We start from the raw sequence: 22,147 nt of genomic DNA on the forward strand, positions 1-22,147 counted from the left end.
AAGCCAACATTCCCGTTGTGGTTGTTTTGCCGTACGTGCCTGAAACGCCAAGCACTCAACGATCTTTAAGAAGATGATCGTGTAGCCATTGCGGTCCGGAAGTATAATTCAGCTGATTATTAAGAACATATTCGACACAAGGATTACCTCGGCTCATCGCATTGCCAATAACAACTAAATCTGGCGCAGGCTGAAGTTGTTCAACATCATAAAATGCAATGCATCCTAGTCGCAATGGCACAAAATCTCAAGAAGATAGCCCTTGTACTATGGGCTTTTTTACGTTTTTTATGGTTCAACCTTTATCAATATGAAGTCATGGTAAAAAATCCACAAAACTGACCGATTGAATGGCTATTCGAAGTGAAATGCAAAAGAAAGAGATAAAACGGCAAAAAATAAATCCACCTTTGACGGAAGGTGTCTGTAAAGGTAGGTTTGTCATCCGTCTGAGACCAGTTTATATAACTGGTCTTTTCTTAGCTACTAGGAAAAACATAACCTAGCTCCATAGAACTAGGTTATGAATGCATGAAGCTATTGTTTTGGTAAATAACGTGTTGGATCGACAGATTTACCTTTGTAACGAATTTCAAAGTGTAATTTGTTACTTGTTGTACCTGTGCTTCCCATAGTTGCGATTTTCTCACCCGCTCTTACGCTATCTTGCTCATCGACTTTAATACTATCGTTGTGAGCATAAGCACTTAGGAAATCATCATTGTGTTTGATAATAATTAAATTACCATAACCTTCCAATGCGTTTCCAGCGTAAACTACTTTACCATCAGCTGCGGCACGAACATCTTGACCTTTGCTTCCTGCAATATCTATTCCTTTGTTTCCACCTTCAGATGGAGAGAAACCTTGAACCACTCGTCCTGCTGTTGGCCATTGCCATTTAAATGACGAAGCAGGTGCTGAAGCCGTATTAGATTTTGAAGAATAGCTTGGCGATGTTGCTTTAACAGTACTTACTGTACCTGCACTTGCAACAACACCTGTACTTGCTGTCTTAGCTGTTTGTGCTGTTCCAACTGAAGCACGAATGCCACTATTTGGTACACTCACTTCTGCATCAGAGCCCGTACTTGCTTTTACTGGCCCAGTCACATTACCATCAGAGGCATAAACTGTACCATTTGCACCTTGCTGATAAGTTACTTTAGGCTGCTCAACCGGAACTGTTACAGTTTCTTCTACAGTAATCGTTTCAGTACCTGATTTACCTGTTTTTAATTTTTGCCCTACCGTTAATTGATAAGGTTCACTCATATTATTTAATGCTGCGATTTCCTTAACATCTTTACCCACAATATAAGCAATTAAGAACATTGTATCGCCTTTACGAACGGTATAAGTTGAGCCATCATAAAACCCTTTTTGAATTTGGCTATATACAGGGGCATTATTAGCATCTCTTGGAATTTCGAAATTTTGATCAACTTTCTTTTGTACCGTTTTGGTTTTCTTCACAACTTTTGTCGTTGTTTTTGGTAGTTCTGGTTGTTCTGTAATAACCGGGTTTGTTACCACAGGCGTACTTGTAGGCATACTACCCGACATAGAGCTTGGCATATTACTTGGTTGAATATCAGCTGATTGCCATCCTCCATTGCTTACTGCGCCAGTTCCTGAAACAGGTTGCATAACACCAGGAGAAAGTTCTGTACTATCAGAAGCATTTACAACGGGTGCGGGAGTATTTGAACTACATGCTGTTAAAACCATTGCAGTAAGAGGTAAAAGTAAAAAATGTTTCTTCATTCGCTATCCTTTCGTATTATTTCATTGTCGAAGGCATTGGCGCTGATTGGATATCAGATTCCCACCCAAAGCTACCTTCACTTGCACCAGAACCATTTACGGGTTGCATAACGCCTGGCGATAATTCATTAACATCTGTTTTAGGTTGTTCTGATGAACTACAAGCGGTTAAAAAAACGCTTGATAAAACAAATAAGCTCACAATTTTTTTCATCACTATAATTCCTTATCGTACTCGAAGCGATTGCCCCACTTTTAATTTTGTTGTGGTACTCATGTTATTTAAACTTGCAATCTGACTTGGCGATGTGCCGGATAAGAATGAAATTAAATAAAGTGTATCTTTTGCACCCACTGTATAAGTGCTGTCTGTATAACAACCTTTTGTCATTTGTGTATATACCGGCGTACCTGATGTATCTCTAATCACTTGGCAATTCCCAACACTCTCTGTTGAGTTACTGTAACTTGAATTTGCTGAAGTATTATAGCTTGGTGTTGTAGAAGCACCGTAAGTCGGCTGAGAAACCGGTTGATTCATGGAGCTAGGCATCGCTGTTGGTTGAATATCAGCAGGCTGCCATGTTCCTGAAGTATTTGCAGTATTTACTGCATCAGATGTTTCGACTTCGGAAGAAGTCGTTGAGTTACACCCTGCTAAAGTAAAAGCAACAACAAGCGGTAATAAAAAGAATGATTTTTTCATATTAAGAATCCTGAATAAATTTATTTAGTTAATTCATAAATCGCATAGGCAACAACCGCTAAAATAATTGTTCCCCAGCCAATCAATTCAATAGAACGGCGGATTTTTTCAGCATATTTTTCACCACCCCACGCCGAAAGTTTCGCCACCAAAATAAAACGGGCAAAGCGGGAAATCGCAGCGGTAAGTACAAAAGGTAAGAATGCCATTTGCATTACACCGGCACAAATCGTAAAGACTTTATAAGGAATTGGAGAAAACCCTGCTAAAAAGACAACTGCCACGCCCCACGTTTCAAACCACGATTTTGCTTTGTCAAAGTTTGCTTGCATTCCCCAATCGGCAATGAAACCCTGAACCCAATCAAAGGCATATAGCCCCACGAAATAGCCAATTATGCCACCTAACACAGACGCAACCGTAGTATAAATCGCATATTTTGTCGCATTTTGAGGTTTAGACATCGACATTGGGATTAACATCACATCCGGCGGAATTGGAAAGAAAATCGCTTCAATAAAGCTCACAAAACTTAGCCAAAACGAAGCATAACGGTGCTTTGACCACGCCATTGTTTTGTCATAAATTGTACCAAATAATTGCATAAAATTTTTGCCTTTCTTAAATAATTTCTTGTAAATCGGTTAGCGAACGATGAGCGGTCATATCTGCCTGAATAGGCGTAATCGATACATAATCGTGATTAATTGCATAAAAATCGGTGCCTTCGCTTTCATCAATCGCCACACCATTTGCCCCAAGCCAATAAATGACACCATTGCGAGGATCTTGGCTTTTCACAATTTCTGCCGCCTGAGAACGCTTACCTTGACGGGTAATCATAACGCCTTTCAACTGTTCATAAGGCAAATCCGGCACGTTGATATTTAAAATTTCGCGAGGATTAATCAAATCTTTGTGTAATTTAGGTAAAAGCGATAAAACCACTTTTGCAGCTGTTTCAAAATGATTATTGCCAAATAAATGCCCGTGATGCTTATCATCGCCCTTTCTACCAACCAAAGAGACGGCTAAACAAGGTAAAGGAAGATGACGACCTTCCAATGCAGCTGCAACTGTACCGGAATAGACAATATCATCGCCCAAATTTGCACCGTGGTTAATCCCTGAAATGACTAAATCGAAATCATTAGGGAAAAGCCCATTAAGCGCTAAATGAACACAATCTGCCGGTGTACCGGCAATTACCGTATAATTAAATTCATCAAATTGATGAACACGCAACGGCTCAGTCAGCGTCAAACAACTTGACGCTGCAGAACGATTACGATCCGGTGCAATCACGGTAACGCGATGCCCTGCTTCACGCAAAGTTGCTGCCAATGTTTTGATGCCTAGGGCATTAATGCCATCATCATTACTAATTAAAATGTTCATATTATCCTTTTATGCATCTTCCGTGCATTGAATTAACTCTCGCACAAGCCCTGTGGCATAGCTACCTGCCTCTAAGAAGAACATTAAACGCAAACCTTCCGGTTCAAATGCCCAACTAAATTGTTGAGGTTTGCATAACATCGCTCGGCGAGCCTGCCCAACACGTTCTTTTTTCATCAAGGCAATTAAATTCGCGTGCTGTTCAATAATCTGTTTTTCAGCCTCATTAGCGACTAAATCTAATGAATGTTCGCCCACTAACGGCGCCGTTAAAAGTACATCGCCTGATATTAATCGACTTTGAGAACTGTCTAACTCATCAGATTTAACTTCAAAAAAGCTATGAGAACCTGAAAGTTGCAAATAATCGCCGACTTGGACTTGCTGAATAAGATCATCTTTAATACGTTGCGAGACAATTAAATTAAAAATTTCGCTCCGTGCCGCAGAAAGATAAAAACTACGTTTTTTGCGATCTTTAACCTGAATTTCGCCGTTTGCCCAACGTAAAGCTTGGGTAAGATTATGACCATCACGCCCAAAGCGTTGTTCCGTAAAATAATTAGGAAATCCGACCGCTTGTAATTTTGTTAAACGTTGTGTCAGTTCCTCACTTTCTACTACATCACGAAGCAAAAGCTCAAAATGGTTCCCCAAAAGCGAGCCCACTCGAATTTTGCGGTTATGGCGAGTGACCTCCAGAACTTCAACGCCTTCACATTCAAACTGGCTAAAATCCGGTGTTTCTTTACCGGCAAGATGTAAACAAAACCATTGTTCGGTAATGGCGTGGCGATCTTTCAACCCCGCATAACTCATTTCTCGGTCAGAAATACCGGCAAATTTTGCTAATTTTTCGCCAACAAAAAGTGTATTCGCATTAGTCTTTCGAATTTTGACAGCAACGAATTCCCCTTCGCCCGTAAGCGGATAGCCTAATTCCTCTTTTACAATAAAATCTGCAAATTCTGCTTTTAATCTGCCCGCTTGTTCTGGTGCGCCGAAAAGGTAACTTAATTTCATCATATTTTCTTAAAAAAACAAAAGTTCTATTTTACCAGTTATGCGTTAATTTTAAACGGCAAAATTAGGCTTTTACGCTTTATTACAATAAAAATTTATTCAGGCATAAAAAACAACCGCCTGTTATTCACAAGCGGTTGTTTTTTAATAGAAATTTGCGAATTACACGTTAAAGCGGAAATGCATTACATCGCCATCTTGAACGATATACTCTTTTCCTTCTAAACGCCATTTGCCTGCTTCTTTGGCACCGTTCTCACCTTTGAATTGAATAAAATCTTCATAGGCAATCACTTCCGCACGGATAAAGCCACGCTCAAAGTCGGTATGAATAACCGCCGCCGCTTTTGGTGCTGTTGCGCCAATAGACACCGTCCAAGCACGTACTTCTTTCACGCCTGCGGTGAAGTAAGTTTGTAAGTTCAATAGCTTATAACCTGCACGGATTACACGGTTTAGACCTGGTTCTTCAATGCCTAAATCTTGTAAGAACTCGATTTTCTCATCATCGTCAAGCTCAGCAATTTCCGCTTCAATCGCTGCACAAACAGGCACAACGACCGCATTTTCTTTTGCCGCAATTTCACGCACTTGGTCTAAATAAGGATTGTTTTCAAAGCCATCTTCATTCACGTTGGCAATGTACATTGTTGGTTTCAAAGTTAAGAAGTTATAACCTTTGATGGCGTGAAGTTCATCTTTATCCAACGCAACAGAACGGATCATACCGCCATGTTCTAAGGTCGGTAGGATTTTTTCCATAATGGAAAGCTCAAATTTAGCGTCTTTGTCGCCGCCTTTAGCACGTTTTTGTAAACGTTGGATAGCACGTTCACAGCTATCTAAATCCGCTAGGGCTAATTCCGTATTGATCACTTCAATATCATCAAGTGGACTGATTTTGCCTGCAACGTGAACAATATCATCGTTCTCAAAACAGCGGACAACGTGACCAATCGCATCAGTTTCACGGATATTCGCTAAGAATTTATTGCCTAAACCTTCGCCTTTACTTGCCCCAGCCACTAAGCCTGCAATATCCACAAATTCCATCGTAGTTGGCAATACACGTTCTGGCTTAACGATTTCCGCCAACGCATCTAAACGAGGGTCTGGCATAGGCACAACACCTGTATTTGGTTCAATGGTACAGAACGGATAGTTTGCCGCTTCGATACCAGCTTTAGTTAATGCATTAAAGAGAGTTGATTTACCCACATTTGGTAAACCGACAATACCACACTTAAATCCCATTTTATTTTCCTATTATGTTGGGACACATAACCTGTGTCCGAAAAAACAGATATGGACACACGCAGTGTGTCCTACCATCATTATTCAATCAATTTTACGCTTTAAAAGCATTCAAGCGATTAGTCGCTTTAACAATCCCTTCTTTGAACAGCAGTTCCACACAACGGCTGGCTTCATCAACCGCAGCATTAATTAAAGGCTGATCCGTTGAGGAAGGTTTTCCTAACACATAACTTGCCACTAAGTCTTTATGCCCTGGATGCCCAATTCCGATACGCACACGGTAGAAATTATTGCTATTACCAAGCGCAGCAATAATGTCTTTTAAACCGTTGTGTCCGCCATGTCCGCCACCTTGCTTGATTTTAGCAACACCTGGGGGAAGATCTAATTCATCGTGAGCGACTAAAATTTCTTCAGGCTTAATACGATAGAAATTCGCTAATGCGCCAACAGCCTTACCACTTAAATTCATAAACGTGGTTGGCACAAGCAAACGAACTTCGCCTTGTGGCGTGTTAATTTTGGCGACTTTACCAAAATATTTTGCCTCGTCTTTTAACGTAGCATTAAACATTCGAGCGAGTTCGTTCACTAGCCATTCGCCAGCGTTATGGCGAGTTTCTTCATATTTTGCGCCGGGGTTGGCAAGCCCGACAATCAATTTAATTTGCGACATAGTTTTCGTCTAATAAACAAAAGGCGATATTGTAGGCAATTTATGCCAATTTCTCAAGGTAAAACGCTAAGGGGAGAGTTTTTCTTTAAACCAATTTCCATTTTCTAGCCGATAGCAGATCCTGTCATGTAAACGACTTGGTCTGCCTTGCCAAAATTCAATGCGCTCAGGTTTAACAAGATAGCCTCCCCAATGTGGCGGTCTTGGTACATTAAGTGGGTACTTCGCCGCCATCAACGCAGCTTTAGCAACTAATGCGGTATTACTGCTCAATACTTGGCTTTGATCACTTGCCCACGCGCCAATTTTGCTGGTATAAGGTCGAGTTGCAAAATATTCATCGGAAGCTTGTGCCGAAATTTTTTCGATTACCCCTTCAATTCTGACAGAACGTTCAAACTCAGCCCAAAAGAACGTTAAGGCAACATAAGGATTTTGTGCTATGGCTTGCCCTTTACGGCTTTGGTAATTGGTAAAAAAGATAAAGCCTTGTTCATTGACTTCTTTCAATAGCACCATACGACTTGTCGGGCGATTATCTTGTACTGTAGCAAGGTTCATCGCTGTCGGTTCATTCACTTTTGCTTCAATTGCTTCGGCTAGCCATTTTTGAAATTGAGTAAGGGGATTATCATCACATTGACTTTCTGACAATGTTCTTTGATGATAATCTTCTCGAATATTGTGTAAGTCCATTCTATTCCCAGTAAACAAACTATAATGCGTTCATTATCGTAAATGCAACTTCTCTGCGCTCTTTGATTAAACGCTTTCTTTTCCAAATATGCATAATTCTTCTGTTTTTATTTGTTGTCAGGCTTCTTCTCTGCTTCAGTCTCACTTTGCACTTCATGCTCTGTTTTCTCCGATATCGTATTATTTATACTATTTTCTTGTTGTTCCATCCCTTCATCGATTTTCTGCTCTGCTTGGATTTTTTGTTCTTCTACACGTTGGTGATTGATGATGCTACTGTAATATTTGCGTATATTTTCAACATAGTTATAAGCTTCAAATCCTCGAGCATAGCCATATTTTAATCCACTATAATGGCGTTTTTCTGATAGAAGCGGTAGATTTTTCTTCACATCGAACCAATTATCCGGATCACCACCAAGTTGTTTTGTTAATCGCCTGACATCAAGTAAATGCCCTAATCCCATATTATAAGCTGCTAATCCATACCAAATTCTATCCTCTTTAGGAATGGTTGTTGGTAATTGCTCAATAAGCATATTCAAATACTCTGCTCCGCCTTTTATACTCTGTTCTGCGTTCGTTCTATCTGTAACATGCATACGATCAGCGGTATCACGAGTAAGCATCATGATTCCTCGAACACCTGTTGGGGAAATAGCATTTGGATCCCAATGGGATTCTTGGTAAGCAATTGCGGCTAACATTTGCCATTCTAATTCACCTCTATATTTTTCAAATAAAGGTTGATATTTAGGCAAAATATTCTTAATAGCCTTAAGATAACTGACTATATCTACATAATTAAAACGACTTAAATGATTAAAATATTTTTCTTCAATACGAGCTAATAACCCTGTTTCATTTGCATTATCCATAAATTCTAAAACTGCGGCTTGTAATTCACTAAAAGAACTATGTGGTAAATACCAAACAACAGGCATTTCATCGATTAAATCAAATCCAACCGCAATATTCGGACTAATATGCTGTGCTGCAGAAATATCTACCGACACGGCAATCGTATAAGATAGCTTTCCATCAGCCACCTGTAATAACAACTCTTCTTGCGTATATTTATCCGTTGTTTTCCAATTTAGTGTTGGATTAACCTCTTTCAGTTTCTCTAAAATAGGGATCACAGCAGAACCAGATGGTACGATGAGTTCTCCTTGAAGATCCCCTAACTTATAAGGTCTTGTATTCCCTTTTTTATAAACAACTTGCCAAGAAGCAGAATAATAACTCGCGCCTATTTGAAACTGCTCCCCTCGTTCTGGTTGATACAACAAACCCGCAGCGGCAATATCAATTTGATTTTCTTGTAAAGCCTTAAATAGCTGATCGCTATTATCAAAAGATTCTACGGCTAGCGAAACACCTAGATAATCAGCGAAAGCTTTTGATAGCTCATATTCTATGCCTGATGTGCCTTCTGTATTAACGAAATAGGATAACGGATGATTAATCATTCCCACTTTCAGCTGTTTCTGATGCTGAATATGTGTATAACGATTTTCTTCAGCCTGCATTAATTTTTGCCATGGAAATACCATATCCCATGCCCATAGCAGTAAAGTAATCGCTCCAACAAGACGGAGTAATAATCCTTTCAAAATAACCTCATTATATTTTCTGAATTCATTATCAGTCTATCTTAAAGCATTTCAATTTCAAATAAAAAAAGCTGGTAAAGATTAGAAAGTAATCATTACCAACTCTTTTATATTGCCTTAGAATGACTTTACGTTACTCTTTGATGTGTGCATGACCAACACGTTCTAAACGATTTTCATGGTCTATTCTTAACAAAATGGCAATCGCAATAGACATAATCACTAAGCTTGAACCACCATAACTGACTAACGGAAAGGTCAAACCTTTTGTTGGTAACAAACCCGATGCAACACCTAAATTAACAAAGCCTTGTAAGAAGATCCACATCGCTATCCCAAATGCAAAAAAGCCCTTAAAGCGTTCTTCCATAATCAATGACTCTCGGCTAATTTTCAACGCTCGAAGTGAAAGTAAAACCAATAAGGTAATCACAAAGAGAATACCAACAAAGCCAAACTCTTCACCAATTACTGCCATAACAAAGTCGGTATGCGCTTCAGGTAAATATTCTAATTTTTGAATGGAATTTCCTAAGCCTTGCCCCCAAAACTCGCCTTGCCCAAATGCCATTTGAGAGTTTGAAAGTTGGAAACCACTACCATAAGCATCTGCAAATGGATCCATAAAGGAGGTCATACGCTTTAAACGATATTCGGACATTAAGACCAAAGCAGCAAAGCCTATAATAGCGCCTGCACCTAAAACCAGAAATTGCATGAGCTTAGCGCCCATCACAAATAACATCGCGAATGTCAGTACAAATAATACAAAAGAGCTCCCCATATCCGGCTGCTGTAATAATAACCCACCAAAAATAAGCAAAATCAGTAGTGGACGGAAAAAGCTCCACGATTGTGTACGCATTTCATCAAATTTACGTACGTAAAAGCTAGAAAAGTAGCAAATAATCGCTAATTTAGCTAACTCTGCAGGCTGGAAATTCATGACACCAAAAGGAATCCAACGTTTTGAACCATTAACCTCTTTTCCGATAATCAGTACAGCAACTAAACAAGCTACCGCAAAGAAAAATAAAAGAATGTTATATTTTTCCCATTTTTCCATCGGAATTTGCACAAAGAAGAGGCAAGCACAAATGGAAGTAATCACATAAAAGCCGTCTTTAATCGCAAATTCAAAAGGTGCGTTATTTAAGCGGGTACTCACGGGAATGGAGGCTGAAGTTACCATCACGAATCCAACAGTTAATAATCCTAAAAACAGCCAAATGAGAGCACGATCATAAAGGGCATTATTAGGCGTAATACTTACCCAATTATCCCATTCTGTTTTTATTTTTTCCCACATTAAACCGCTTCTCCTCGAGCTAATGCCATAAAGATATTGCCACGCTCTTCAAAGTTTTTGAATTGATCTAAGCTTGCACAAGCCGGTGATAACAACACCATATCGCCTGTTTTTAATTGCGGACGAATTTGCTCTACGGCTTCTTGCATGGTAGCAACCAATACGCTTTGGGTAGATAATTTTGCCAGTTGTTCGCCATCTTGCCCAAAACAATAGCAAACGATATTGGATTTATTGACTAAAGGAACTAACTCTGAAAAATCGGCCGCTTTGCCATCGCCACCTAAAAGTAAATAAAGTGTACCGGCGACTTCTAAACCATTTAAAGCTGCCACTGTACTTCCAACATTCGTTGCTTTCGAGTCATTAACCCAACGCACGCCATCATTGGTGGCAACAGCTTGGAAACGGTGCGGTAAACCACCATAAATTTGTAAGGCTTTTACAATGCCTTCTCGAGGAATACCTGCAGCTTCGGCTAATGCCATTGCTGCTAATGCATTCATTTCGTTATGGCGACCACGAATTAACATCTGTTTTATACCGATAACCGCATCATCATAAGCATATAATGTGTCGTTCTTTTTCGAATATTCTGCATTTTGCTCTGCAAAACGAATTAATTTTTCGACCGCTTGTGTTGGATAAGTTAGCGGATCTTCACCATTTACAATAATATTTTCCGCATTTTGATAGATACGCAATTTTGCTGCACGATATTCTTCAACGGAGTTATTGTAACGATCCATATGATCTTCACTGATATTTAAAATGGTTGCCGCTTTCGCTTTTAAAGAATAGGTCGTTTCCAGCTGGAAGCTTGATAATTCCAACACATAAAGTTCGTAATCGCTTTTCAATAAGCTCAAGGCAGGCACGCCGATGTTACCGCCCATACCGACTTTGATACCTGCTTGTTTTGCCATTTCTGTTGTCAAAGTCGTTACCGTACTTTTACCATTTGCCCCCGTAATCGCAATAATCGGCGCTTTTGCTTCACGGCAGAACAACTCAATATCGCCAACCACTTCCACGCCAGCTTGAATAGCTTGCTGAATTTCTGGCGTTGCTAAGGCTAGCCCTGGGCTAATCACAATTAAATCGGAGCTTAATAGCCATTCAAGGTTTAAACCACCCGTATGCAGTGGAATGTTCTTCGATAATTTGTCTGCACCAGCAGGATTTGATCGAGTATCAATCACTCGCACTTGAGCCTGTTTGTCCGCAAAAAATTCGACACAAGATAAGCCTGTTGTGCCTAAGCCGATAATCGTAATGGTTTTGCCTTGATATTGATTTTGCATTTTGTTGTTCTCTTATGTGTAGGGTGGGTCTTGACCCACCATCGAATAGAGCCTTATCAGCGGTGGGTCAAGACCCACCCTACCCCGAATTAACGTAACTTCAACGTTACCAATCCAATTAATACCAACATTAAGGTAATGATCCAGAAACGCACGATAACGCGTGGTTCTGGCCAGCCTTTAAGTTCAAAATGGTGGTGGATCGGTGCCATACGGAAAATACGTTTTTGGCGAAGTTTATAGGAGCCGACCTGTAAAATAACAGATAAAGCTTCAACCACAAAAACACCGCCCATAATCACTAATAACAATTCTTGGCGAACTAACACAGCAATAGTTCCTAATGCGCCACCTAAAGAAAGTGAACCCACATCCCCCATAAAAACCTGTGCCGGGTAGGTGTTATACCATAAGAAACCTAAACCTGCGCCAACAATTGCGGTACAAAGGATCACAAGCTCGCCGGCATTGGCAATAAAAGGAATATGTAAGTATTGTGCAAAATTATAGTTACCCGTTGCCCAAGCAATAAGTGCAAAAGCGCTTGCCACCATAATGGTTGGTACAATCGCTAAACCGTCTAAACCATCGGTTAAATTGACGGCGTTACTGGTTCCTACAATAACAAAATAAGAAAGTACAATAAAGAAAACGCCAAGCTGTGGCATAAACTCTTTAAAGAATGGCACAACAAGTTGCGTTGCGGCTGTATCTTTCCCCACAGCATAAATACCAAATACGGCAACTAATGCAATCACTGATAGCCAGAAATATTTCCAACGAGCAATTAAGCCATCTGTATTTTTACGTTTAATCTTCCAATAGTCATCCACAAAGCCCACTACACCATAGCCAAATAGCACAAAAAGCACGAACCAGACATAGCTATTACGTAAATCTGCCCAAAGTAAGGTACTAATGCCGATTGAGGCTAAGATCATCACACCGCCCATCGTTGGTGTACCACGCTTTTTAAAATGGCTTTCCGGGCCATCATTACGGACTTCTTGTCCAAATTTTAACAGTTGTAAACGGCGAATAACTTCTGGCCCAATCCATAAACCTATTCCCATTGCGGTTAATAACGCCATAATAGAACGGAAAGTAATGTACGACACCACGTTAAACACGGTGTTGTATTGCACCAGATATTCAGCAAGCCAAACTAACATAAGCTAATCCTTAAAAAGAAACATCAAAAGAACGACATAAGGAAGCAATTACGTCTTCCATTTTTTGGCTACGAGAGCCTTTTGCTAATAATACAAGCGGTTGATTTTGTTCGATTTTTTGCAAAATGATCGGGAGCAAAAACGCCGCCATTGCGGTTTTATCATTAAAGTGGTGAGCTGAATTACCGCTAATCACCTCACTCTCTTTGCCGAAGCTGACCACTAAATCTAACTTCGCCTGTTTAACGAAATCGGCAACTTCTTGGTGACAAGCTGGGCTGTCTTTACCAAGTTCCGCCATATCGCCCACCACAAAAATGCGGAAAGCTGGATACTGTTTTAATACTGATACCGCAGATTTCATTGAGTCCACGTTTGCATTATAACTGTCATCAATAAACAGCACATTCTCTTTAATTTCAATCGGATACAAACGCCCTTTAACCGCTGAACGCTGTTCCAATCCAGCTTTAACCGCAGTTAAATCTGCCCCGACTGCCATTGCGAGTGCTGTTGCCGCTAACGCATTACTCACATTATGTTCGCCTAAATAAGGCAAGTTGATCTCAATTTCACCCTGTGGCGTATGTAAGGTAAAGCGTGAACCATTGAGGTGTAACTCAACATTTTCCGCCCAGAAATCTGCATAGCTGTCTTTATCTTCGCCGGTGTAGCAGAACGACTGTAACTCGTGATCGCCAATCTCTTTCTGCCATTCAGGGTAGTAATGAGCTAAATTCACAATCGCCTTACCGCCAGCCTTCAAGCCACGATAAATTTCACCTTTAGCTTGAGCCACACCTGCCAACGAGCCAAATCCTTCAAGATGAGCGGATGCCACGTTATTCACTAAACAGGCATCAGGTTGTGCAATTTCGGTGGTATAAGCAATTTCGCCGATGTGGTTCGCCCCCAGCTCAACCACGGCAAATTTATGCTCAGGGGTTAAACGTAATAGGGTCAATGGCACACCTAAGTCATTGTTTAAATTACCAAAGGTATAAAGCACTTGATCTTCACAAGCGGTCACTTTTTGCAAAATTTTTGCAGTCATCTCTTTGACGGTGGTTTTGCCTGAAGAGCCCGTCATTGCCACAGTTTTTGGGTTAATTTCCGCTTTCAGCCATTTCGCCAACTGCCCCAATGCCAAGCGAGTATCTTCCACAATAATTTGCGGTACATTTACCGCCAATTCACGCTCAACGACTAAGGCAACACAGCCTTGTTCAATCGCTTTTTCCACATAATCGTGAGCATCAAATTTTTCGCCTTTTAATGCAAAAAATAAGCCTTTTTCGACCGCTTGACGGGTATCTGTACTGATGTTTTCAACAATAATCTCACCACTACCAAGTAGTTTAGCGTTTAGAGTTTGGGCGAGTTGTTGAGTTGTTTGTTTTATCATTTATTATCCTTATATTTACCCAACCATACTAGATATGGTTCGGTAGAAATTAAATGCATAGTTCATGCCGTAGGTCATTACCATCATAATAGCGACAATATTAATGACAAAAAAGAACATGACGACTTTAGCATTCCCTTCTTGCCACAGTAGTTTCACCGTTTGCCAAAAATTAAGCGGTGTCTTTACTTCAATATTTTGCAACTCTTGCAAGGCTTTTAATGCTTTCTTGGCAAATGAAACTATATTAACCGCCATCGCACTCGCAGCAATAAAAAGAGAGCCTAAAGAAAAAAGTATCATACCTATTTTCTCAAGAGACCAATTTGCACTCCCCAATTCAGGCAATCCGAAAAAGGCTAAAGAAAGAAAAAGTACCGTTGGTGTAAGATTTCTTAAAAAACCTAAATAATCATCACCTAATTTAAAAATAAAGGCAGTAATCGTAATTCTTTGTTTATTCATCGATCCCTAGCCAAGAGATTTTTTCGCCCACTCTTGATCCGAAAAGTGATATTTCTTCGTGCCGATAATTTGGTAATCTTCGTGTCCTTTACCGGCAATCAAAATCACATCTTTCGGCTCGGCTTGGGCAATTGCTTGTTCAATCGCATATTGACGAATATGCATAGACTGCACCGCTTTTGGCTTGCGGAAACCTTTCATAATATCGTTAAAAATCACATCAGGATCTTCGGTGCGTGGGTTGTCATCAGTTACAATCACTCTGTCCGCTAACTGTTCGGCAATGCGTGCCATTAATGGGCGTTTGCCTGTATCACGATCGCCACCGCAACCAAAGACACACCACAATTCACCTTCACAATGCAAACGTGCGGCATCTAAGGCTTTTTCTAAGGCATCAGGGGTATGGGCATAATCAACAATCACCATCGGGCTTTCTTCAGGATTTTCTTCGCTGATTAAACATTCCATACGTCCGCATACACCGTTTAACAGCGGTGCAGTTTCGATTAATTTTTGCAAATCGTAGTCCAAAGCCAATAAACCAGCGAAAGCGGTTAATAAGTTGCTGACATTAAAGGCCCCGATTAAACGGCTTTTGAGTTCGCCGTTGCCCCAGCTACTTTCAAATTCAATGGTTGCACCTTGTAAGGTAAATTGTACCGCTTTGGCTTTGACCCAACGGGTTTGTTGTGGTTGGAATTGGCTGTCGGTGCTGACGGCGACGGCTTCAGGCAATTTTGCCAACCATTCACGCCCGATTTCATCATCAGCGTTGATCACCTGTTGTTTTGATGAAAGCTCGCCAAATAAGCGGAACTTCGCTTGGGCGTACTCCTCCATTGTGTTGTGATAATCAAGGTGATCACGGCTTAAGTTAGTGAAAATCGCCAAGTCGAAGTCTAATGCTTCAGCACGATACTGAGCCAAGCCGTGAGAAGAGACTTCCATTGCACAGAAGTCTGCCCCCAATTCAACAAAGTCCGCAAGGTTGCGTTGAATTTCAACGGCAGAACCTGTGGTGTTTACCGCTTCTTGTACTTGCCCGTATAGCCCGTTGCCGATAGTTCCCATCACCGCTGATTTACCGCCAAGCAAGTTTCGCCACTGAGCAAAAAGCTGTGCCGTAGTGGTTTTGCCGTTGGTACCTGTAATGCCGACAAGGGTTAATTTTTCTGACGGATTGCCATAGAACGCACCTGCAATCGCTGAAAGTTGTTTTGGTAAATTCGGCACTTCCAGCACACAAGCGGTCGAATTTGCAAATTTTTCTGCCAATCTTACCGCTTGCACATCGTCATCTGCTTCGGCTAAAACTAAATCAGCTCCTTGTTCAATCGCTTTTTCAATAAACTGACGACCATCGACTTGGTGTCCTTTTAAGGCAACAAACAGATCGCCCTTTTCAACTTGGCGGCTATCTAAGGTCATTTTGTTTAAGGTTTTTAATTCTGCCCAGCTTTCAAGTGCTGGGAAAAATGAAAGTAAACGTTTCATACTATAATCACTTAATGAGTTTCTGAAAGATTATCCGGTTTAATGTTATACGCTTTTAGTGCATAGCCCATAATACTGGAGAATAATGGCGCAGATACTGCACCACCGTAATAATTGCCTGCTTTAGGTTCGTTGATCAACACCACTAACGCAAAGCGTGGATTACTTGCAGGTGCAATACCTGCGGTGTAAGCGAAATATTTTTTAACGTATTGCCCTTTTTCCAACTTACGGGCTGTACCTGTTTTTACCGCCACACGGTAGCCATCAACCATTGCTCGTTGTCCGCCTTCGCCTTTTTGCGCAACGCTTTCCATCATCTTCACGACATCGCGCGTTATCTTTTCCGGTAATACTCGATCGCCTAACACAGGCGGATCGACTTTTGTAATAGAAAGAGGGCGATAAACCCCAAAGCTCCCTAAAGTTGCATAAGCGCGAGCTAATTGCAATGGTGTTACATTTAAACCATAACCATATGCCATCGTTGCACGTTCAATATCCGCCCAACGTTTACGATCCCCGTTTGTACCACGCTGCTCGCCAAGCCCTAGCCCTGTATCTTTACCAAAGCCTACTTTGCTGTAAGTATCAACTAACGCTGTACTTGGCATTCTCAGTGCTAAGCGGCTTACCCCCACGTTACTGGATTTTTGTAAAATCCCGGTAAGCGAAAGACTTTCTCGAGGTGAAACGTCTTTAATGGTGTGACCATTAACCGTAAAAGGTCGTGTATTAATAATTTCATCACGGTAAGTTGCCCCATTTTGTAATGCAGTGAGTACAACTAAAGGTTTTACCGTAGAACCTGGTTCGAAAGTATCGGTAATCGCACGATTTCGCATTAACTCAGGCTTAAATGTATCCCGCTTATTAGGATTAAACGAGGGTGCATTTGCCATTGCAAGCACTTCACCGGTAGTGACATCAACTAAAACAGCCGTACCCGATTCCGCATCATTTTCTTTTACCGCTTTCTTAATTTCACTATACACCATGGACTGTAGCTCTTCATCAATGCTCAGTACAACATCTTGTGGATCGTATTGTTTTTCATCACGTATATTTTCGATAACATTACCACGAGCATCTTTACGGATGACTTGCTTACCACTTTTACCAATCAATAATGAGTCAAAGCTACGTTCAAGCCCTTCTGCACCATGTTGATCGTCAATATCTGTAAAACCAATCAATTGTGAAGCTTCTTCAGCAAGCGGATAAACACGGCGAGATTCCGCTCTAACCACAATCGCTTCTAATTTCAGTTCTTTAGCATAATTTGCAATGCTTTCGCTCTCTCTTCGTGCAAGATAAACAAAGCGTTGGCGAGCTGATTTGTATAATTTATCCATCAACTCACTATAAGATTGCCCCGTACTTTTAGCAAAGACTTTCCATTTTTCACGCTCAATATTCGCTTGCTCTGTATCCATTGCTACAAAAGCAGAATTTGGATTATTACGCACTTTCTCAATCAATAAGTTATAGTCTAACCCCGTACTTTGAGCCAAAAGCGTCCAATAATTACCATCTTTCACATTTAAGATTGCGCGCGGATCAAATTCGACTTTTTCTTTAGACTTATTCTTTTTATCGATAAAGTTACTCACGCTTTTTTCAATCTTACTCTTTGAACTCTCGGTCTCAATAGCTAATGCCCGCCATGCTTCAGATGAACGTTTTAATTTGCTATCAAAATATTCCCTTGGATCAATCGTGATCGAATACATAGGAACACTTAACGAAAGAAATCGTTGATTACGATCTAAAATACGTCCGCGGGTAAAAGGTAAATCGGTTGTGCGAAGCGAACGGTTATTCGCTTCTTTTATCAAACGATCAGAATCAATCAATTGAATATAAGCCGCTTGCCAAACTAAACCGCCAACGGCAAGAATAATAAATAGTCCAACCCAAATAAAACGCCATGGTAGAAAACTTGGTTTTGGCGGTTCATCCGTGATTTTTACACTTTCTTTTTGGCTTTTATTCTCTTTTTTTAATAAAGAAAGTGGCGTTTGCTTTTTACGTTTCAATTTGACTGACTTTGTCATGATATTTTTCTAACTCTACTTACTTTGAAGCAAAATCACTTCTTGATCTTTATGAATAGATTGTAATCCAAAACTCGTTGCGGCAGCTTCAATTCTAGCTCGTTGGCTCTTCGTGTGCTCTTCTAGCTGTAAATGAATATACTGATTCTCTAACCTACGATTCTGTTTAACTAACTCGCCTTGTTCTGCCGTTAATAAACGTGTTTGATGAGTAATCCAAATTGTAGCTATTGCCGTTGCAATGACCAAAAATAATAACAATAATGCCAACTTATTATTGCCGGTTAAATCATCTAAAATAATCTGTCGTAATGGGTAACGCTCACTACTTGCCATATGCTATCCCTATTTTTATCCTCTTTTCTCCGCCACTCTCAACACCGCACTACGTGAACGAGGGTTTGCTTCAATTTCTGCTTCACTCGGCATTATTGCCTTGCCAATCGTTTTTAACGGAATATCTTTATTTAAATCCGCTTCTAAAATAGGCAACCCACGTGGAACCTCTTTCCCTTTGCTGTTTTTCTTCATAAATTGTTTAACCATACGATCTTCTAGTGAATGGAAACTAATGATCGATAGACGACCTTCCGGTGCAAGCACACTTAATGCAGAATTAAGTGCTTTTTCCAATTCATCTAATTCGCTATTGATAAAAATACGGATTGCTTGGAATGAACGTGTTGCGGGGTGTTTATGCTTATCTTTAAAAGGCACTGCATCACTAATAATTTGCGCTAATTGCAAAGTACGAGTAATTTTTTGACTGCTTGTTTTATTAAAATTCACAATTGCTGTCGCAATGCGTTTGGCAAAACGTTCTTCGCCAAATTCTTTTAATACCCAAGTTAAATCCTCAATAGACACTTGATCTAGCCACTCTGCGGCAGAAAGCCCTTTACTGGTATCCATTCGCATATCGAGAGGCCCATCACGCATAAAGCTAAAGCCCCGCTCGGCATCATCAAGTTGTGGAGAAGATACACCAAGATCTAATAAAATGCCGTCAATTTTGCCGGTTAAATCGAGATCTTCACACACTTGTGGAATCGCTGAAAAAGCCGTATGAATGATTTGAAAACGAGGATCGGTAATCGTGTGAGCTTCTGCAATCGCACGAGGATCACGGTCAGTAGCAATTAAGCGACCTTGCTCGTTTAACTTAGAAAGGATAAGACGTGAATGACCACCTCGTCCAAAAGTACCGTCAATATAAATGCCATTGGGTTTAATGGCTAAACCTTCAACAGCTTCATGTAGTAATACGGTAATATGTTTATGGAGTGTGTCGCTCATTCTGCTTTCCTAAATAGAAGTATTATTTTAGAGAGTATTAGCTTAGAGAAAAGTTCCCTAAAGGGTACAAATTTTATAGATTCATCCTAGAGGGAGCAAGCTGTTTTCTAAATTTGTTAGGATTTATCATGGGGACTAGCTAATACAGGAAGCTTTTATGCTTTTTGACCATAATCTCTCTTACCAAAAATAGCCGTACCAATTCTTACCATGGTCGAGCCACATTCAATGGCACTTTGCATATCATCCGACATTCCCATAGAAAGCGTATCGATACCGCTAAAGGCTTGCTGCAAGCGGTGGAAAAGTTGCTCCATTTTACGAAAAGCGATTTTTTGTTGTTCAGGATCGCTTTCGGGTTTTGGAATTGCCATTAACCCTTTTAAACGAAGGTTGGGTAAAGAAGCAATCTTGTGTGCTAGCTCGAGCATTTCTTCAGGGGCAATGCCGGATTTTGAGCTTTCATCGCTGATATTGATTTGAATCAGTACATTTAAGGGGGCTTTTCCCTCAGGTCGTTGCTCATTGAGGCGTTCGGCAATCTTGAGACGATCTACGGTTTGGATCCAGTCAAAATGCTCAGCAACGAGGCGAGTTTTGTTTGATTGGAGAGGTCCGATAAAATGCCATTCAATCTCTTTGTTCTCTTTAAAATAATTGATTTTTTCTACCCCTTCTTGCACGTAATTCTCGCCAAAAGCTTTTTGCCCAGCTTGGATCGCCTCTTCAATAGCTTGTACAGGTTTCGTTTTAGAAACAGCCAACAGGCGGATATCTGAACGTTGGCATTGATGGGCTATCTGTTGGATACGTTGTTGAATTTGAGATAAGTTTTGAGAAATCGACATCTTTCACTCCAAAAAAGCTATAATGCGAAGATCATAACACATTGAAGGATAAAAACATGGATTTAACCAAGATAAAGTTAGTGATTACTGATGTAGATGGCGTTTTAACAGATGGTGGTTTGTATTACACCGCAGAAGGCGAGGTAATGAAACGCTTTCACGTTCACGATGGGTTAGGGGTAAAAATGTTACAAACTTGCGGTATTCAAGTAGCCGTCATTTCTGGTGGTGATCATCCCTTATTGCGTAAACGCTTAGAGGTTCTCAAAATTCAGCTTGCCCATTTAGGCAAAATGGAAAAACGTTCAGCTTGTTTTGATATTATGAAGCAAGCAGGTGTTACACCTGAACAAACGGCATTTATCGGCGATGATACTTTAGATTTGCCTGCATTTGAGGTTTGCGGTTTAGCGATTGCGACACGTAATGCTCACGATTATGTTAAGGAAAAAGCGGATTGGATATTGGAAAAAGCCGGTGGAGAAGGAGCTTTTCGTGAGGTGTCAGATAAAATCCTAGAAGCGCAAGGTTTTGGGGAAATTTTTAGCACTGCCGATGGTTTCTTAACGGTTGCGGAGAAGATGGCACAGTAAGAAAATGACATAGTAGACAAATTAGTCTACTATGTCACCTTGTTTGTAAAAGCGAAATTTATTCTCGCTCAAAACCTTAGTATGTTCACACCAAAAAGAACAGAATATTCTAAATGCTAATTAACTACCAACTATAACGATAAACCGCTTGGACTTTATACGGCTGATCTAAGTATTTACCGTTGGTTACAGAGCCTTCTAAGCCTAATCTATGATTACCTACGGCAGCGTTAATACCTAAAGCTGTTTGGATACGACCTTTGCTTTCAGCAACATCAAACAGATATTGGTTTACACGAACCTGATTGTTATTTGTTTGCGTAGTAATGCCATTTATTTCCGTATAAGGTTGAAGTTTCCAGCCGTTAAACTCAATGGCTTTTGCCACACGCACACCGGCACGGGCGGTTAAGGCAGATAAGCGTTCTTCATCGCTTTGGCTGGATAATCTTGTCCACGCTGCTTGAATTTGTGGTGTAACCGTCCAACCTTGACCTAACTGATGAATACGTCCGACTTCAGTAGAAAGGGTATAAGCATTGTATTTGCGTTTGCCAGTGGTTGCTGACTCAGATTTTACATACTCATATTTTGCCACATTATCCCAATAGAAACCGTTGTTGGCAAGGTAAGTGCCGTAAAGACCGAGTGATTGCGTTTTCACTTTACCTGAACCGTATTCACCGTCAAAATCCACATCAGAACGCGCATTACCCACAAATCCACCTAAGCGGATATTATCAGTTAAAGCAGCATCTGCGCCTAACTGAACGCTGTGAACATCTTGCTCAAAGCCTGATGAGTGCGAATCGCTAGCAGTACGGGTTGAAGCGAAATCGTTGCGAGAGTTCACATTACGCACCCACACATTGCCTTTTTCGCCATTTTTTAATTCGCCTAAACGTTGATGTAAGCTTTCAAGGTTGCTTTCCACTAAGGCTAATTGAGCTTGACGAAGGGAAACAAGGGCATTGGATTTTTCGCTGAGAGCTTTTTCAATCGTTGGCTCTGTAGGATAATTTGGCTCCACAGATGGAGTAACAGGTTTAACCGGTTCCACAG

Annotated in this window: 22 protein-coding genes and 1 pseudogene; 1 reads left to right on the forward strand and 22 read right to left on the reverse strand. The window is 40.6% G+C overall.

Translation table 11 applies throughout. The features are described from left to right. Positions 1 to 58: 58 nt before the first annotated feature. The 21 genes and pseudogenes from AM305_RS11945 to AM305_RS02420 form a co-directional block, all read right to left on the reverse strand. A pseudogene (locus AM305_RS11945) lies at positions 59 to 211 on the reverse strand (Mur ligase domain-containing protein); the annotation flags it as partial. 326 nt (positions 212 to 537) lie between these two features. Continuing rightward, entirely contained in the window at positions 538 to 1,767 is a 1,230-nt protein-coding gene (nlpD, locus tag AM305_RS02325; protein ID WP_005822822.1) for a murein hydrolase activator NlpD, read from the reverse strand. A 16-nt stretch (positions 1,768 to 1,783) separates the two neighbouring features. Beyond that, the gene (locus tag AM305_RS02330; RefSeq protein WP_005822824.1) at positions 1,784 to 1,981 is read right to left on the reverse strand and encodes a putative periplasmic lipoprotein; all 198 of its coding nucleotides are present in this window, start codon (positions 1,979 to 1,981) and stop codon (positions 1,784 to 1,786) included. Positions 1,982 to 1,993: 12 nt separating this feature from the next. Then, positions 1,994 to 2,473: a LysM peptidoglycan-binding domain-containing protein gene (locus AM305_RS02335; protein ID WP_005822825.1), complete on the reverse strand. Its 480-nt coding sequence runs from the start codon at positions 2,471 to 2,473 to the stop codon at positions 1,994 to 1,996. Between the two features lie 20 nt (positions 2,474 to 2,493). Beyond that, entirely contained in the window at positions 2,494 to 3,078 is a 585-nt protein-coding gene (locus AM305_RS02340) for a YqaA family protein (protein ID WP_005822826.1), read from the reverse strand. A gap of 16 nt (positions 3,079 to 3,094) precedes the next feature. Then, complete coding sequence (gene surE / locus AM305_RS02345; protein ID WP_005822827.1) at positions 3,095 to 3,871, reverse strand: 5'/3'-nucleotidase SurE; 777 nt, start codon at positions 3,869 to 3,871, stop codon at positions 3,095 to 3,097. A gap of 9 nt (positions 3,872 to 3,880) precedes the next feature. Next, positions 3,881 to 4,894: a tRNA pseudouridine(13) synthase TruD gene (truD, locus tag AM305_RS02350; protein WP_005822829.1), complete on the reverse strand. Its 1,014-nt coding sequence runs from the start codon at positions 4,892 to 4,894 to the stop codon at positions 3,881 to 3,883. A 162-nt stretch (positions 4,895 to 5,056) separates the two neighbouring features. Further along, positions 5,057 to 6,148 carry a redox-regulated ATPase YchF gene (gene ychF / locus AM305_RS02355; protein ID WP_005822831.1) on the reverse strand — a complete coding sequence of 364 codons (1,092 nt, stop codon included), beginning with the start codon at positions 6,146 to 6,148 and terminating at the stop codon, positions 5,057 to 5,059. A 94-nt stretch (positions 6,149 to 6,242) separates the two neighbouring features. Next, on the reverse strand, positions 6,243 to 6,827 hold the full coding sequence (gene pth, locus AM305_RS02360; protein ID WP_005822832.1) for an aminoacyl-tRNA hydrolase: 585 nt from the start codon (positions 6,825 to 6,827) through the stop codon (positions 6,243 to 6,245). A gap of 66 nt (positions 6,828 to 6,893) precedes the next feature. Continuing rightward, a complete protein-coding gene (pdxH, locus tag AM305_RS02365; RefSeq protein ID WP_005822834.1) occupies positions 6,894 to 7,523 on the reverse strand; it encodes a pyridoxamine 5'-phosphate oxidase in 630 nt (209 codons plus the stop codon). Positions 7,524 to 7,630: 107 nt separating this feature from the next. Then, positions 7,631 to 9,079 carry a membrane-bound lytic murein transglycosylase MltF gene (gene mltF, locus AM305_RS02370; protein WP_407705974.1) on the reverse strand — a complete coding sequence of 483 codons (1,449 nt, stop codon included), beginning with the start codon at positions 9,077 to 9,079 and terminating at the stop codon, positions 7,631 to 7,633. A gap of 193 nt (positions 9,080 to 9,272) precedes the next feature. Then, entirely contained in the window at positions 9,273 to 10,448 is a 1,176-nt protein-coding gene (gene ftsW, locus AM305_RS02375; protein ID WP_005822838.1) for a putative lipid II flippase FtsW, read from the reverse strand. Beyond that, the gene (gene murD, locus AM305_RS02380; RefSeq protein ID WP_005822840.1) at positions 10,448 to 11,752 is read right to left on the reverse strand and encodes a UDP-N-acetylmuramoyl-L-alanine--D-glutamate ligase; all 1,305 of its coding nucleotides are present in this window, start codon (positions 11,750 to 11,752) and stop codon (positions 10,448 to 10,450) included. The genes ftsW and murD overlap by 1 nt, the downstream gene beginning before the upstream one ends. Before the next feature lie 89 nt (positions 11,753 to 11,841). Next, positions 11,842 to 12,924, reverse strand: a complete 1,083-nt coding sequence (mraY, locus tag AM305_RS02385) for a phospho-N-acetylmuramoyl-pentapeptide-transferase (RefSeq protein ID WP_005822841.1) — start codon at positions 12,922 to 12,924, stop codon at positions 11,842 to 11,844. A 10-nt stretch (positions 12,925 to 12,934) separates the two neighbouring features. Continuing rightward, positions 12,935 to 14,329, reverse strand: a complete 1,395-nt coding sequence (gene murF / locus AM305_RS02390; RefSeq protein ID WP_005822843.1) for a UDP-N-acetylmuramoyl-tripeptide--D-alanyl-D-alanine ligase — start codon at positions 14,327 to 14,329, stop codon at positions 12,935 to 12,937. A gap of 15 nt (positions 14,330 to 14,344) precedes the next feature. Then, positions 14,345 to 14,794: a hypothetical protein gene (locus AM305_RS02395; RefSeq protein ID WP_005822844.1), complete on the reverse strand. Its 450-nt coding sequence runs from the start codon at positions 14,792 to 14,794 to the stop codon at positions 14,345 to 14,347. Positions 14,795 to 14,800: 6 nt separating this feature from the next. Next, on the reverse strand, positions 14,801 to 16,291 hold the full coding sequence (murE, locus tag AM305_RS02400) for a UDP-N-acetylmuramoyl-L-alanyl-D-glutamate--2,6-diaminopimelate ligase (protein WP_005822845.1): 1,491 nt from the start codon (positions 16,289 to 16,291) through the stop codon (positions 14,801 to 14,803). An 11-nt stretch (positions 16,292 to 16,302) separates the two neighbouring features. Then, a complete protein-coding gene (locus AM305_RS02405; RefSeq protein ID WP_005822847.1) occupies positions 16,303 to 18,348 on the reverse strand; it encodes a penicillin-binding transpeptidase domain-containing protein in 2,046 nt (681 codons plus the stop codon). A gap of 15 nt (positions 18,349 to 18,363) precedes the next feature. Next, positions 18,364 to 18,684, reverse strand: coding sequence for a cell division protein FtsL (gene ftsL, locus AM305_RS02410; RefSeq protein ID WP_005822849.1), 321 nt, complete (start codon positions 18,682 to 18,684; stop codon positions 18,364 to 18,366). A gap of 15 nt (positions 18,685 to 18,699) precedes the next feature. Beyond that, entirely contained in the window at positions 18,700 to 19,644 is a 945-nt protein-coding gene (gene rsmH, locus AM305_RS02415; protein ID WP_005822850.1) for a 16S rRNA (cytosine(1402)-N(4))-methyltransferase RsmH, read from the reverse strand. 155 nt (positions 19,645 to 19,799) lie between these two features. Next, on the reverse strand, positions 19,800 to 20,492 hold the full coding sequence (locus AM305_RS02420; RefSeq protein WP_005822853.1) for a YggS family pyridoxal phosphate-dependent enzyme: 693 nt from the start codon (positions 20,490 to 20,492) through the stop codon (positions 19,800 to 19,802). A gap of 56 nt (positions 20,493 to 20,548) precedes the next feature. Between AM305_RS02420 and AM305_RS02425 the strand changes: the two genes are divergently transcribed. Continuing rightward, positions 20,549 to 21,085, forward strand: a complete 537-nt coding sequence (locus AM305_RS02425) for a KdsC family phosphatase (RefSeq protein WP_005822855.1) — start codon at positions 20,549 to 20,551, stop codon at positions 21,083 to 21,085. A 124-nt stretch (positions 21,086 to 21,209) separates the two neighbouring features. Here AM305_RS02425 and AM305_RS02430 read toward each other — a convergent pair. Next, positions 21,210 to 22,147: autotransporter outer membrane beta-barrel domain-containing protein (locus AM305_RS02430; protein ID WP_035293755.1), on the reverse strand; the 938-nt coding region annotated here is incomplete at its 5' end.

Origin of the sequence: Actinobacillus minor NM305 (assembly GCF_000175195.1) — a bacterium.
GTDB classification, from domain to species: Bacteria; Pseudomonadota; Gammaproteobacteria; order Enterobacterales; family Pasteurellaceae; genus Haemophilus_A; species Haemophilus_A minor.

Bases quoted from the DNA above. Each gene is read 5' to 3' on its own strand.
- nlpD (WP_005822822.1), bottom strand. From the start codon at position 1,767: ATGAAGAAACATTTTTTACTTTTACCTCTTACTGCAATGGTTTTAACA.
- AM305_RS02330 (WP_005822824.1), bottom strand. From the start codon at position 1,981: ATGAAAAAAATTGTGAGCTTATTTGTTTTATCAAGCGTTTTTTTAACC.
- AM305_RS02335 (WP_005822825.1), bottom strand. From the start codon at position 2,473: ATGAAAAAATCATTCTTTTTATTACCGCTTGTTGTTGCTTTTACTTTA.
- AM305_RS02340 (WP_005822826.1), bottom strand. From the start codon at position 3,078: ATGCAATTATTTGGTACAATTTATGACAAAACAATGGCGTGGTCAAAG.
- surE (WP_005822827.1), bottom strand. From the start codon at position 3,871: ATGAACATTTTAATTAGTAATGATGATGGCATTAATGCCCTAGGCATC.
- truD (WP_005822829.1), bottom strand. From the start codon at position 4,894: ATGAAATTAAGTTACCTTTTCGGCGCACCAGAACAAGCGGGCAGATTA.
- ychF (WP_005822831.1), bottom strand. From the start codon at position 6,148: ATGGGATTTAAGTGTGGTATTGTCGGTTTACCAAATGTGGGTAAATCA.
- pth (WP_005822832.1), bottom strand. From the start codon at position 6,827: ATGTCGCAAATTAAATTGATTGTCGGGCTTGCCAACCCCGGCGCAAAA.
- pdxH (WP_005822834.1), bottom strand. From the start codon at position 7,523: ATGGACTTACACAATATTCGAGAAGATTATCATCAAAGAACATTGTCA.
- mltF (WP_407705974.1), bottom strand. From the start codon at position 9,079: ATGGTATTTCCATGGCAAAAATTAATGCAGGCTGAAGAAAATCGTTAT.
- ftsW (WP_005822838.1), bottom strand. From the start codon at position 10,448: ATGTGGGAAAAAATAAAAACAGAATGGGATAATTGGGTAAGTATTACG.
- murD (WP_005822840.1), bottom strand. From the start codon at position 11,752: ATGCAAAATCAATATCAAGGCAAAACCATTACGATTATCGGCTTAGGC.
- mraY (WP_005822841.1), bottom strand. From the start codon at position 12,924: ATGTTAGTTTGGCTTGCTGAATATCTGGTGCAATACAACACCGTGTTT.
- murF (WP_005822843.1), bottom strand. From the start codon at position 14,329: ATGATAAAACAAACAACTCAACAACTCGCCCAAACTCTAAACGCTAAA.
- AM305_RS02395 (WP_005822844.1), bottom strand. From the start codon at position 14,794: ATGAATAAACAAAGAATTACGATTACTGCCTTTATTTTTAAATTAGGT.
- murE (WP_005822845.1), bottom strand. From the start codon at position 16,291: ATGAAACGTTTACTTTCATTTTTCCCAGCACTTGAAAGCTGGGCAGAA.
- AM305_RS02405 (WP_005822847.1), bottom strand. From the start codon at position 18,348: ATGACAAAGTCAGTCAAATTGAAACGTAAAAAGCAAACGCCACTTTCT.
- ftsL (WP_005822849.1), bottom strand. From the start codon at position 18,684: ATGGCAAGTAGTGAGCGTTACCCATTACGACAGATTATTTTAGATGAT.
- rsmH (WP_005822850.1), bottom strand. From the start codon at position 19,644: ATGAGCGACACACTCCATAAACATATTACCGTATTACTACATGAAGCT.
- AM305_RS02420 (WP_005822853.1), bottom strand. From the start codon at position 20,492: ATGTCGATTTCTCAAAACTTATCTCAAATTCAACAACGTATCCAACAG.
- AM305_RS02425 (WP_005822855.1), top strand. From the start codon at position 20,549: ATGGATTTAACCAAGATAAAGTTAGTGATTACTGATGTAGATGGCGTT.